This is a genomic window from Streptomyces sp. NPDC003379, assembly GCF_053589195.1.
In genome coordinates, this window is record NZ_JBSFRK010000030.1 from 62524 (window position 1) to 75067 (window position 12544).

8 protein-coding genes and 2 pseudogenes are annotated in these 12544 nt (G+C 72.8%); 3 read left to right on the plus strand and 7 right to left on the minus strand.

What is annotated here, in order from left to right:
- Nucleotide 1: 1 nt before the first annotated feature.
- The 6 genes from ACWDVB_RS26820 to ACWDVB_RS26845 form a co-directional block, all read right to left on the minus strand.
- Nucleotides 2–937 (minus strand): phytanoyl-CoA dioxygenase family protein, encoded by a 936-nt coding sequence (locus tag ACWDVB_RS26820; RefSeq protein ID WP_451517230.1) that lies wholly within the window; start codon nucleotides 935–937, stop codon nucleotides 2–4.
- Nucleotides 938–958: 21 nt separating this feature from the next.
- Nucleotides 959–2113, minus strand: a complete 1155-nt coding sequence (locus ACWDVB_RS26825; protein ID WP_451517229.1) for a hypothetical protein — start codon at nucleotides 2111–2113, stop codon at nucleotides 959–961.
- 8 nt (nucleotides 2114–2121) lie between these two features.
- Complete coding sequence (locus ACWDVB_RS26830; protein WP_451517228.1) at nucleotides 2122–3318, minus strand: hypothetical protein; 1197 nt, start codon at nucleotides 3316–3318, stop codon at nucleotides 2122–2124.
- Nucleotides 3315–5474, minus strand: a complete 2160-nt coding sequence (locus ACWDVB_RS26835; protein ID WP_451517227.1) for a DegT/DnrJ/EryC1/StrS family aminotransferase — start codon at nucleotides 5472–5474, stop codon at nucleotides 3315–3317. The genes ACWDVB_RS26830 and ACWDVB_RS26835 overlap by 4 nt, the downstream gene beginning before the upstream one ends.
- Nucleotides 5475–5480: 6 nt before the next feature.
- Complete coding sequence (locus ACWDVB_RS26840; RefSeq protein ID WP_451517226.1) at nucleotides 5481–6686, minus strand: radical SAM protein; 1206 nt, start codon at nucleotides 6684–6686, stop codon at nucleotides 5481–5483.
- Nucleotides 6687–6814: 128 nt separating this feature from the next.
- A complete protein-coding gene (locus ACWDVB_RS26845) occupies nucleotides 6815–7558 on the minus strand; it encodes a Clp protease N-terminal domain-containing protein (RefSeq protein ID WP_451517225.1) in 744 nt (247 codons plus the stop codon).
- A gap of 292 nt (nucleotides 7559–7850) precedes the next feature.
- Here ACWDVB_RS26845 and ACWDVB_RS26850 point away from each other — a divergent pair, with 292 nt between their 5' ends.
- Nucleotides 7851–8594 (plus strand): 3-hydroxybutyrate dehydrogenase, encoded by a 744-nt coding sequence (locus ACWDVB_RS26850; protein ID WP_451517276.1) that lies wholly within the window; start codon nucleotides 7851–7853, stop codon nucleotides 8592–8594.
- A gap of 426 nt (nucleotides 8595–9020) precedes the next feature.
- Here the strand turns inward: ACWDVB_RS26850 and ACWDVB_RS26855 are convergent, their stop codons facing one another.
- Nucleotides 9021–11795, minus strand: a complete 2775-nt coding sequence (locus ACWDVB_RS26855) for a helix-turn-helix transcriptional regulator (RefSeq protein WP_451517224.1) — start codon at nucleotides 11793–11795, stop codon at nucleotides 9021–9023.
- 115 nt (nucleotides 11796–11910) lie between these two features.
- Here ACWDVB_RS26855 and ACWDVB_RS26860 point away from each other — a divergent pair.
- Both ACWDVB_RS26860 and ACWDVB_RS26865 read left to right on the plus strand, forming a co-directional pair.
- A pseudogene (locus tag ACWDVB_RS26860) lies at nucleotides 11911–12297 on the plus strand (dihydrodipicolinate reductase); the annotation flags it as partial.
- A 4-nt stretch (nucleotides 12298–12301) separates the two neighbouring features.
- Nucleotides 12302–12544: pseudogene (locus ACWDVB_RS26865) on the plus strand (carboxymuconolactone decarboxylase family protein); the annotation flags it as partial.

The window sequence follows — 12544 nt, forward strand, 5'->3', positions numbered from 1 at the left end:
CTCACGCCCCGTCGTCCGCCGACCAAGGCAGCACCCAGCGCGGATCGGGCGTGTCGTCGGAGCGTACGAAGCGGGCGTCGACGGAGAGCCGCATCGCGTCCGTCGTGGTGTCCAGGGACGCGTGGATGATGTGCGGCAGGTGCACCATCACATCGCCCGCCGCGAACTCCGCCCACAGCCAGCGGCGGCCGAGCGTACGGGCGGTCAGCGCCAAGTCGTGACAGATCTGGCGGCGCTCGCCGGGCCGGTCGGTGACGTCGCGCAGCGGCGTGTACTCCTCGGGCGCCAGCCGGTGGGAGCCCTCCAGGTACACGAGCGCGCCGGTCGGCGGCGGGCAGTCGCCCACGGGTATCCACAAGGTGACGACGCTCGGCGAGCCCTGGTCCATGTAGTCGAAGTCGACATGGGCGCGCGAGGCCCGGCGCGTGCCCCGGTGGAAGTGGCGCAGGATGCGGCGCGGCAGCATCCGCACCGGGGAGTCGAGGAGTTGGGAGGCGAGCGAGGCCAGAGCCGGGTCGCTCACGAACCGGTCGAAGGGCGCGGAGCGCACGAACGCGTACGCGGGATGCCCGGCGACCCCGTACTCCGGGACCTCGGCGGGCACCTCACCGGAGAAGACTCCCTCCTCGGGATCGCTGCCCGCTACGAGCAGGCCCGGCGGGAAGAGCGAGAAGTACCGGCCGCGCAGCCGCATCACCTCCGCCCGGTCGAGCAGCCCCGGCAGATACAGATAGCCGTCGGCGTGCAGCCGTGCGCGCAGCGCGACCGGGTCCCTCGGCGACAGCAGGTCCGCGCTGGGGCGCAGCGGGCAGAAGAGCTCCGGGGTGAAGGGGACGGGCACGCCGTTCGACGACAACTTCACGCTGTACGAGTTCCCGCTGTACGAGTCCCCGTCGTACGAGTTCGCGTTGTAGGGGTGCGTGTTGTACGAGTTCACGGTGGGTGTCCTCCGGGTCGGTCAGTAGACGCCTTCCACCGCCTCGGCGGAGCCCTCGCCGTCCTCCAGGAGGTCCCGGAAGGGCCGCACGGCGGCCACCCCGTCCCAGGGGAACCACGGGTGCGGCCCGGTCCTCACCGCGCTGTCCCGCTCCAGGAGGTTCGGCAGGAAGAGGTCTTCGAGGAGGGTCGTGGCCCGTACGCGGCCGCGCCGCCCGACGGCGACCTCGCGCCACGGGTCGGCCGGGTCGACGACCTTCAACACCGCGAAGGGCGGCGGGAGATGGTACGAATGCCCGGCGCCGTCCGGCACGCCGGGCGCCGCCTCCCCCGCCGTGTTCACCGCCGCGCCCGCCACCGCGTCGGCCTGTAGGGCGTGCCCGATCAGCGTGTTGCCGTAGGTGTCGATCCACTGCACGCCCGCCAGGTGCTCCTCGCGCAGGAACTGTGCCTCGGCGGCGGTGCAGGAGGTCCCGCCCGTGCACACCGCGCGGATGCCGTACGCGTGCAGGGGGCGCGGCAGCCGCATCGCCAGCTCCAGGAGCAGCCGCGAGGTGGTGAAGAGCAGCGAGGGGCGCTCGACGGCCAGCAGGGTCAGGGTCTGGTCGATCAGATGCGCCGTGTACGCGTCCGCCTCGCCGCCCGAGCGCAGCGCGGCCTTCACCCAGCGCGGGTCGAAGTCGATGGCGTGCACGGCGCCGCGCCAGCTGTCCGCGAGGCCCTCCACGAAGTGCCCGTACGCGTGCGGGCCGCTCGGCGTCATGGCGAGCACGTCGCCACCGGCCACGCCGCGCGCCTCCAGCACGGTGCGGTAGATCTCCACGTCGTACGCGAGACGCGTGACGTTGACGATCCGGCAGGGCGTGCCGGTGGTGCCGCCGGTCTCGAAGACACGGAAGGGCCGGTCGCGGTAGCCGCGCGGGAGCAGGTCGCGGGCGTGCGTGGCGCGCAGTTCCGCCTTGTCGAAGAGGCCGAAGAGTTCCAGCGCGGCGAAGCCGTCCACGTCCTTGACGGGGTCAAAGCCGAGGCCCTCGCGCCGGGAGGCCCAGAAGGGGCTCGCCGTCCGCGGGTCGAAGTGCCAGCGCATCATCCGGCGCGTCCAGGTGTCGAGGTCGACGCCCAGCTCGGGGACGCGCTCGCGCAGCGTGTCGGTCAGCGTGCCGAAGGCTGTCGCCATGCGGGGCCTCACTTCGCTGGGCGGTACACGAACAGGGAATCGGCGGTGATGGCCCGCACGGCGTCGGGAGCAGCGTGGAGGACGGCGGCGAACGGGAAGGGCACCTCGTGACCGACCAGGGGATGACCCTCGTACGCCTGGAGCAGCACCAGGCGGGGCAGCACGCAGGGGGCTGCGTCGACGACGGCGACCGGGTCCCGGCGGGTGAGCATGCGGTCGTCCGGACGCATGCGGTCGTGGACGGAGCGCAGCGCACGGTGGGCCGCTTCCGGCTCGCGGAAGACCGTGAGCGGCCAATCCGTGTCGGTGGGATCCGGAGGGATGGCGTCGAGCGCGGCGGCGAGTGAGGACGCCAGCGCCGTGCTCTGTGCGCGGTCCGTGCAGACGATGGTGCGTACGTTGCTGCAGAAGCGCCCGGAGTCGGCCGCGACCAGGGGCAGCAGCCACGCCACGGCCTCGTCGGCCGGCATCCCGGCGGGCACCAGGGCGCAGCCGCGGCCGGGGCCGTGCAGGGTGAGCGCCGGCGCCTCGCGGACGGACACGGTGAGGTCGGTGCCGCCGTGGACGACCCGACGGTCGGCGCGCTTCAACAGGCCGTGCAGCCCGCGCCGGCCGGTCGGGTAGAGGCCGATGCGGGCGGCGGGCCAGCCGACGGCGAGCAGCGCGGCGACGAGCCGCGCCGCGGAGAGCGGCTCGCGTCGGCTCGGGCGCACCCACACGGCCCCCGAGCGCTCGGCCTCCGCGAGGACGGAGTCCAGGCAGGTGAAGGTGTTGCCGGGCAGCGCTACGAGGGTCAAGTCGTCGTCGGGTGACGGCGCCCCGCCCCTCTTCAGCGGGCTCGCGCTCTTCCGCAGGCCTTCGCCGAGCATCGCGCACCATCGGTCCACCAGCGGTCCGGGCAGTCCGGCCGTGTCCCACAGTGCCGCGCGGAAGCCGTCGGCGTCCTGCTCGCCGAGGCCACCGACCGTGACGCTGCCCCGTCCGAACAACTCGACGGCTGCGAGCAGAAGTTCACGGCGTCCGGTGAGCGGGGGCAGGCCGGGACGCGTGGTTTCCCACCACCCGCGGTCGGCGTGGACGACGATCTCCGGGACCAGTGCCAGGCCGTACGTGGACTCCGCGCCGGACTTCGCGCCGGGCAGCGCGGCGGTGTCCAGCGACGTCCGCCACTCGCCCCTGCGGAACGAGGCGACCACCGCCGTCACGACAGCTCGCTGCGGAGGGCGGCGACCACCCGCTCCTGCTCGGCCTCCGTGAGCGACGGGTACAGCGGCAGGGCGACATGGTGACGGGCGAACCAGCGGCCCCGCTCGAACGGGCCATCGCCGTAAGCCTGTTGGCGACTGGTGGTGAAGTACGGGTGGTCGCACAGCAGATGGTCGTAGACCTCACCGGCCAGGGCCACCCCGTGCCGTTCCCGCAGCCGCTTCTTCAGGAGCGGGCGGTCGAGCGGCCCTTCGGGGTCGGGGTAGGCGAGGTACTTGTAGAAGTTGCTGTCCGACCCGGCGGGCACGGCGTGCGGCCGTATGCCGGAGAGGTCGGCGAGCAACGCGTCGTAGCGGGCGGCGAGTTCACGGCGTACGGACAGGGTGTGCGCGAAGCGCTCCAGGTCCACCGTGCCCACGGCCGCGTGGAGTTCGCTCATCCGCCAGTTGCCGCCGGGGCGGTCGTGCAGCGTGGAACCCTGGGCGCTCTTGCCGTGGTCGCGCCAGCGCCGCACCTGCTCCAGGTCGTCCGGCAGCGCGGCGGACAGCAGCCCGCCCTCGGCGCTGACCGCGACCTTCGTGGGGAAGAACGAGAAGGCGCCGAACCGGCCGAAGCCGCCCGCCGGACGGCCGTCGAGCGCGGCGCCGAAGGCATGCGCGGCGTCCTCCACCACGGGGATGCCGCGCTCCCGGCAGTGCGCGAGGACCTCACCCAGCGCGGGCGACACGATGCCGCCGATGTGCACCGGCAGCACGGCGGCCGTGTCGGGACACCGGTCCAGGGCCGCGCGCAGGGCGTCCGGGTCCATGCCGAGCCCGTCGAGTTCGATGTCGACGAAGCGCACGGTCGCCTGGGCGCGCACCGCGGCCGCGGCCGTGGCGAAGAACGTGTTGACGGGCGCGAGCACGGTGCGGCCCGCCACGCCGATGATCCGCAGCGCGATCTCCAGGGCCGCCGAACCGGACGCGACGGCGGCCGTCTCCGTGCCGGTCCAGGCGCGGGAGAGCTCCTCGAAGCGGGCCACCTGCGGGCCTTGTGTGAGGACGCCCGAGGCGAGCGCGGCATCGACGCGGTCGAGCACGGTGCGCCGGTCGGCGACCCCGAAGCGGATGCGCTGGGCCGGGACTTCGCCGGGATCGGGGTGCTCGCCGGACAGGGCGCGGGTGAAGAAGTCCGCCGCGTGGCCGACGTGCGTGCCGTGTCCCATGGGCAGCTCGTGGATCTCCAGAGAGGGATCGGGAGGGGGCGCGGAAGAGGGCTCGGGAGGGGGCTCGACCGTTCCGTACGCTGTACGGACCGTGTCCGCCGCCGCTCGGGCGTCGGCCGGTTCCAGGTAGGAGTCGGCCGTGCCGTACTGGAGCTGGAGGGGGGCAGGGGCGAGCGCCCCGTACAGGTCGGCCAGGTCGGCGTACTCCAGGATGCCGGGGAGCACCGCGCCCTCGTGGCCCGTCAACAGCCGCTCGTACAGGGCCGGATAGCTGCCGAGGTGGCTCGCCGCGCACAGCGGGAGGCCCGTGCGGGGAGCGAGTAGCGCGGTGTGCAGGGCGACCGCCGCGCCGAGGCTGTGCCCGAACAGGCCGACGCGGCCCGGGTCGACGAGCGGATGCGCCGCGAGGACGTCGAGCGCGCCCAGGGCGTCGCCGACGAGCGCGCCGAGCAGGGAGCGGCCGGTGAGCGCGAACGCGTGGGCCAGCAGCGTCCCTTCGTCACGGCCGGCCCTGCGGTCCTTGTCGAGGCCGCCGCCGATGCCGTGGTCGAAGGAGAGCGTGACGAAGCCCGCCCGCGCCAGCTGCTCGGCGACATTGCGGTCGGGGTGGTCCGGGGGTTCGGCGCCGGTGAGCTGATCGAGGCGCGCGTTCTTGCCGCCGAGGACCAGGACGGCCGGGCCGCGTGCGGCGCCGGGCGGTGCGAGCAGGGTGCCGTGGAAGGAGCCGCGTACGGGCGAGTCGAGCACCAGCTGCTCGCGGTGCAGCCCGTCCCGCACCGTCTTTCTGGCGTCGGTGACGACGAGAGGCGCTCGCTCGACACGGGCCAACCGCTCGACGAGGGAGCGTAGGTGCCGTGAATGGGCCAAGTGGGCGTCTGTGCCGTCGAAGGTCGTGCGTCGCAGGGCCGGCTCGGCGGCGAGGAGCCGGCGGACGTGACGGAGCTGCATGCGCGCTCAGACGAAATCGCCGTGCAGGGTGCTCGGCACTTCGAGCGCGTACGCGTCCAGGGCCTCGTCCAGTTTGATCTGGCCGCGTTTGAGGAGTTCCAGGAGTTCGTTCTGGGGGCGGTAGAAGCATGATTTGCACAGGTCGGTCCTGCGCGGGTTGGACGCCTCCCATTCGGCGCGCGGGCCGCCTTCGAGCACCTCGGCGTATCCCTGTTCGATGACATTGCCGATGAGATAGCGGCTGTTGAGATGCACCTGGGGGCACGGATAGAGATTTCCGTCGGCGCCGACCGCCGTGACGAAACGGCTGTAGTGGCAGCGCTCGAAGTCGCCCTCAACGTCCTCCACCTGGTCCATCGGGCCGCGGTCCAGCTTGGGCACCGACACTTCGAAGGCGTCGGTGGAGAGTGCGGCGGCCCTGGTGAGGGAGTCGGAGATCTCCGGCATCACCGATTCGATGGTCTCGTGACCGAGTGCGCTGTAGAACTCCGGTTCGAAACGCACGTAATGGGCGCCGGATTCCCGGGCGATATGGGCCGCTTCCATGATCTCCCGGTAATTCTGCAGGGTGATCACGTAGTTGAAGCCGATGCGGAAGTCGCGGTCGACGGCGTTCTCCCTGAGCCTGCCGACCGAACCGATGAACTGCGAGAACGTCTGCTCGCGGTCGCGGGTGATGTCGTCGAACGTCGCCTCCGTGCCCGCGTTCAGGCCGATGCGGACCCAGGTGTGGGTCTCGGCGACGCAGGCGGCGACCTTCGGGCGGCCGAGCCGCGAACCGTTGGTGATCAGCCCGATCCGCAGCCCCGCCGCGTGTCCGGCCCGGCAGATGTCGCTGTATCCGGGGTGGATGGTGCACTCGCCGCTGCCGCAGAAGGTCACGGCACGGCCGTCGTTCTCGGCGAACTCGCGCAGCAGGATGACCGCCTTGTCGGTGGCGATCGAGTCCTTGAACGAGAACAGGTCGTAGAACTGCTCTTCGTTGGGCGAGTGGAAGTTGCAGAAATTGCACCGCATATTGCAGGCGCCCATGATGCCGATCCGCATATGGACGGGCTTGATCTCCTGGCCCGCCACGAACCGCCGCAGCAAGTCGCCGTGGGCGAGGACCTTCTGTGGTGAGTGCGCCTGATCGAGACTGACGATCGGCAGTCCTTCGCGGTTTTGGGGGGCTGCCATTTTGATGTCGCCGGCACCGGGTGTGCTGTTCACGAACCCCCCACGCATGATTGGTGTGCGTTTACGCTGTTCGAGACTCCTTGCGACATTAGGGAGCGCCACCGGGACTGTCAATGGGTCTAGACAACGGCTCTAGACAACGGCTCTGGACGACGCAGTAGCTAGGCGGAGGCCGTGTCCAGATTCATCAGGAACTCGGCGATGGAGGCCGAAAGGGCTTCCCTGTCGAGGCCGAGGCCGGTGAGCGGGCCCTGGCCGTCCTCGAATTCGATCAGCGCCAGCAGGATGTGCTCGGTCCCGACGTAGTTGTGGCCGAGGCGCAGCGCCTCGCGGAACGTCAATTCGAGCACCTTGCGGGCCCCCGCGTCGTACGGCACGAGCTCGGGCACCGCGCCGGCCGTCTCCGGCAGCGCGTCCAGGGCCACCCGGCGGACATCCTCCAGGGAGACGCCCTGCGCGGTGATCGCCTTGGCGGCGAGGCCGTCCGGCTCGCTCAGCAGGCCCAGGATCAGGTGCTCGGTGCGGATCTCGTCGTGGTGGGCCGCCTTGGCCTCGTTGTGCGCGGCCATCGCGACGTTCCTGGCGCGCGGCGTGAAGCGGCTGAAGCCCTGGCTGGGGTCGAGGTCGCCCGACTCGCCCGGCTTCTTGGGCACGAACCGCTTCTGGGCGGCCTGCCGGGTGACGCCCATGCTCTTGCCGATGTCGGTCCAGGAGGCGCCGGAGCGGCGTGCCTGGTCCACGAAGTGGCCGATGAGGTGGTCGGCGACGTCGCCGAGGTGGTCGGCGGCGATGACCGCGTCGGAGAGCTGGTCGAGGGCGTCCGTGTGGACCTTCTTGATGGCTTCGATGAGGTCGTCGAGTCGGACGGTGGGCGGGGGTGTGGTGCTGCCGTCTGTGTTCGTCATGTGACAACCGTAGGTTGACAGTTGGGGGCCGTCAACCCTTGGTTGACATCGTGGTCGAGGTGAGTCGAGGTGAACGGTACGAAGGCCGCCGCCGGGGCTCTCGGTCCTGCCTCGGGCGCCCCGTGCCCCGTACAGCCGCCACCCACACTCGAACACCCCGTACTGTGGTGCCCGCGACCATGGGAGGACCCCGCTCCGCCTCTCTAGCGTTCCCGGCATGACGAGCGAACCCCCCGGCCCCGACGGCTCCCCGGCCGCACCCGCCGCGCACCCGCACCCGCGTACCGACGCCGTGGACCTCGGCGGACGCACCGTCCTGGTGACCGGCGGCGGCAGCGGTATCGGCCGGGCCTGTGCCGAGGCGTTCGCCGCCGCCGGTGGGCTGGTCCATGTCGCCGACGTCGACGCGGAGTCGGCCAAGGCCGTCGCGGATGCCGTCGGCGGGGTGGCGCACGCCATGGACCTCACCGACGCCGACGCCCTCCGCGCGCTGCCCGCCGCCGTCGACGTCCTGGTCAACAGCGCGGGGACCCAGCACGTCGCGCCCATCGAGGACTTCCCGCCCGCCCGCTTCGAACTGATCCAGCGGCTGATGGTCACCGCGCCCTTCCTGCTCCTCAGGCACTGCCTGCCGCACATGTACCGGCAGGGCTGGGGCCGCGTGGTGAACATCTCCAGCGTGCACGGGCTGCGGGCCAGCCCCTTCAAGTCCGCGTACGTCGCCGCCAAGCACGGCCTGGAGGGGCTGAGCAAGGTCGCCGCCCTGGAAGGCGCCGCGCACGGCGTGACCTGCAACTGCGTCAACCCCGGTTATGTGCGTACGCCGTTGGTCGAGGGGCAGATCGCCGACCAGGCGGCCCTGCACGGCATCGCGCCCGAGGACGTCGTCACGGACGTCCTGCTCGGCCGTTCCGCGATCAAACGGCTCATCGAACCCGCCGAGGTCGCCGCCGTCACCGTCTGGCTCTGCGGACCGCACACCGGCTACCTCACCGGTGCCTCGCTTCCCGTCGACGGCGGCTGGGGAGCGAGTTGACCACCGCGGGCCGCCCGAGGAAAACCCTGGGTCCGGACCCCGCCCTCGTTGGTTGAACGGCGGAACCACCGCCTCACCGCGCCCCTGTCCGTGAACCCACGCCCCGTCCGCCCCGCCCGGCCCGCCGGCCCACGACGCCCACCGCGGACCCCGCCCCGGTACCCCAGGGTTTTCACGGTCGCACCCCGGCCCGTACGGGGCCATGGTGGATCCACGGTCGCGGAGCCGCGGCGGGCCCGGAACACCGGTTACGGGGAAGCAGGACCGGTGGTCGGACGTACTACGGGGGTGTACGTCTGGACGGGCCGCCCGGCGACGGGGGGCGACCGCCGCGAGGCGGGGGAGGGGGTGCCGGGCAAGGCACCCCCGCTCGGGGCGCGCGGCAGGGCCGACCCGGCGGAACCCGGCCCGGCTCAGCCCGATCCGTCAGACCGTCGACACCTCCGACGCCTGCGCCAGCAGCCGCACGAGCTGCGCCCTGCGGTGCACCCCGTCGAGCTTGCGGTAGATGTTGCTCAGATGGAACTCGACCGTCTTGACGCTGAGGAAGAGCCGCTCCGCCACCTCGTGGTTGGTCAGACCCCGCCCCACCACCAGCGCGACCTGCATCTCCTGCGGCGTCAGCCGCTCCAACGGAGCCCGCTCCGGGCGCACTTCCGTGCCGCCCGCCGCGTGCAGCTCGGCGGCCACCCGCGCCGCCCACCCCGTCGCGCCGAGCCGCTCGAACGTGGCGAGGGCGCGCTCCAGAAGACGGCGGGCCTCGCTGCGCCTGCCCTGCCTGCGCAGCTGCTCGCCCCACGCGAACTCGGTGCGCCCCCGCTCGAAGGGCACCGGACGCTCGGCGAGCAGCGCGAGGGAGCGCCGCATGTGCTGCTCGGCGTCGTCCGGTTCGAGCAGACCCCGGCAGCGCGCCGCGGCCCCCGCGGTGACCGGACGGTGCCCGCGCCCCGCCTCGTACTCCAGGACGTCGAGCACCTCACGCGCCTCGGGGGTCATGTGCAGATGGACGTACGCGTCCGCCAGGTCCGCGGCCCACGTCAGATACAGGCCGTCGCCCCTGCCGTGCGTCCGGGAGAAGGCCCGTACCTCCTCCAGGCGGTGCACTGCCTCCTCGAAGCGGCCGAGGCCCAGCTCAAGGAGGCCGAGCGCGCCGCGCGCCCGCGCCGCGTCCATCGGCAGCTCGGTGGAGGCGGCCCACTCCATGGCCTGCGCCGCGTGCCGTCGGCAGTCCGCCTCGCGGTTGAGCGCGGCCTCGGTCCTGGCCAGGGAGGCCAGGCCGCGCGGCACCTCGATCAGCCGCCCGGTGGCCTCGGCGAGCCGCACCGCCTCGTCGGCGTGCGCGAGCGAGGGGCTCCAGCGGCCCCGCCAGAACTCCACCACGGACAGCGTGCACAGCAGATGGGAGAGGAGCCCCACCGCGCTGGAGCCGCGCGCGGTGTACGCGGCGCGGTCGAGCAGCCCGTGCGCCTCGTCGAGTTCCTCCGCCGCGAGATGGCAGAGGCCGCCGACGCCCGAGAGCGGGTAGGGGAAGGCCGGGTCGGGTGAGGCCAAGGGCCCCGCCAGTTCGCGCAGGAGCGAGCGGCCCGCGTCCGCGTCGCCGCCGAGCAGCAGCACCAGGGTGCGCAGGAGCCGCACCGGCAGCAGCGTCTGATGGGCGGAGTCGGCCAGTTCCATCGCCGCCGCCGAGCTGCCCCGGGCCGCGGTGAGGTCGCCGACCGCCAGTTCGGTGAGCGCGATGCCTCCGTGCATCACCGCGGCGAGCGCCGGGTCGACCTTCTCCGCCTCGTCGACCGCCGCCCGCAGCAGCTCCCGCGACCGGGTCGGCTGCCCGCGCTGCACGTCGAGGTAGCAGCGCAGCTGGCGGATGTCGAGCCGCGTGCCGAGCTGTTCGGCGTGTTCCAGGGCGCGGTCCAGGATCGCGGCGGCCTCGTCGAGGGAGCCCGCGGCCTGCGAGGCGCGGGCCGCGCACAGCAGCCGCTCCGCCTTGCGCTGCCCGGCCGGCGTGAACCGCGCGGCACGCTCGTACAGCCGGGAGGCCAGGGGGTACGCGAGGGTGTCGGGCGCGCCGGACGCGGCGTTCTCCAGGAGCGAGGCCACGTGCTCGTCCGGCTCCGCGCCGGAGGCGGCCAGATGCCACGCGTACTGCTCAAGGGCGGGCGCGGTGGCGCCTTGGAGGGAGCGGGCGATGGCGTGGTGGGCCCGCCGTCTGCGCACGGGCGTCGCGCCGTGGTAGACCGCCGAGCGGACCAGCGGGTGCCGGAAGGCGTACCCGTCCTGCTCCTCGACGACCAGGCCCGCCGCCTCGGCCGCCTCAAGCGATTCGTAGCTGAGTCCGTGGGCCCGCAGCGCCGCCTCGGTGCCCGCGAGCGGCCGGGTGCCGAGGACCGCGAGGAGCAGCATCGCGTCCTGTGCCTCCTGCGGCAGCCGGGCCACGGCGCTGCCGAAGGTGTGCGCGAGCAGCTCCCCGATGGGCAGAGGCGCTCCGGCGTCGGCGTCGTCGCCGCCCGCGCCGCTCCCGGCGAGCAGGGCGGGCAGTTCGATGAGCGCGAGGGGGTTGCCGCGCGCCTCCGCGAGCAGCCGGGCCGCCTCCCGCTCGGTCAGCTGGGCGGTGCCCTCCTCGGCGATCAGGCGGTGCGCGGACTCGGCGTCGAGCCCGCCGAGGGTCATGGTCTCTACGGAGGCGAGCCGGGACGCCGCTTCCTCCAGCTCGTCGCGCGAGGTGAACAGCACGACGACGCCCTCACGGCCGAGCCTGCGGGTGGCGAAGGCGAGCGCGTCCAGGGAGTACGGGTCGAGCCACTGCGTGTCGTCGACGGTGACGAGGACCGGGCCCTCCTCGGCGAGCGCGCCGAGCAGGCTGAGCGTGCCCGCGGCCACCGCGAAGCGGTCCTGGGCGACGGCGGGCCCGAGCGCCAGGGCCCCGGTGAGGGCGGCGGCCTGGCGCTCCGGGATGCGGTCGAGGAAGTGCAGCACGGGCCGCAGCAGATCGGCGAGGCCCACATAGGGCAGGTCCGACTCGACCTCGACGCCGCGCGTGCCGAGCCGCAGCAGGTCGTCGGCCTGCTCGACCACGTAGGTGACGAGGCTGGTCTTGCCGATCCCGGCCTCCCCGCGGATGAGCAGGGCGCCGCTCTCGCCCCCGCGTGCCTTGTCGATGAGAGCGAGAAGACGTGCGCATTCCAAGGAACGCCCCAGGAGCATGCGTTCAGCGTACCGGCGGTACATGGCTTCGCGGAGGCGCCGAACGGGACGTATCTCGCGCAAGGGGCGCAACTGGCCTGACACCGCGGCGACTTGCCTCTGTCATCCGTCAGGTCCTGCCGCTACCCTCCGCGCATGTCCGGAGAAGGCCGACCGTGACGCGGGGGAACTCGGAGGCTTGGGGCGGCCGTTGGGCCTCGCGGCGACGGACGACGTCGACACGGTCCTCGCCGCCGGGCCACGGGCCGTGGTGTACGCGGCCTCCGGCGACCTGCGCCCCGACGACGCCCTCCACGACGTCGTCGAGGCCGGCGTGGACCCGGGCTGGGGCAACGACGTACTGCCTCTGCTGATCAGCGGACTCGGCACCACCATCGACGCGATCCGCTGCCAGGAGATCTTCGGCTACTCCACGTACGACCAGGAGGACTCGGTCCGTCATCTGGTCGGCATGGGGCACCCGATGGAGTACGAGCCGCCGATGCTGGCGCCGTCGGTCCCCGTACGCGGTGAGCCGGTGGCGCACCACCGACGCCTTCGACGACCGCACGAGGCTGGCCGCGGAGTACGCCGAGCGGTACGCCCTGGACCGCCACCACCTCGACGACGCGTTCTGGACGCGGATGACCGCGCACTACGGCCAGGCCGAGATCGTGGAGCTGAGCATGAGCATCGGGTCGTGGCTGGCGTTCGGCCGGCTCAATCATGTGCTCGGCCTCGACACGGTCTGCGTACTGCCCAAGCCATGA

What these genes read in the sequence shown, in the direction of transcription:
- ACWDVB_RS26825 (WP_451517229.1), bottom strand. Translation starts at nt 2,113, where the DNA reads ATGGCGACAGCCTTCGGCACGCTGACCGACACGCTGCGCGAGCGCGTC.
- ACWDVB_RS26835 (WP_451517227.1), bottom strand. Translation starts at nt 5,474, where the DNA reads ATGCAGCTCCGTCACGTCCGCCGGCTCCTCGCCGCCGAGCCGGCCCTG.
- ACWDVB_RS26845 (WP_451517225.1), bottom strand. Translation starts at nt 7,558, where the DNA reads ATGACGAACACAGACGGCAGCACCACACCCCCGCCCACCGTCCGACTC.
- ACWDVB_RS26855 (WP_451517224.1), bottom strand. Translation starts at nt 11,795, where the DNA reads ATGCTCCTGGGGCGTTCCTTGGAATGCGCACGTCTTCTCGCTCTCATC.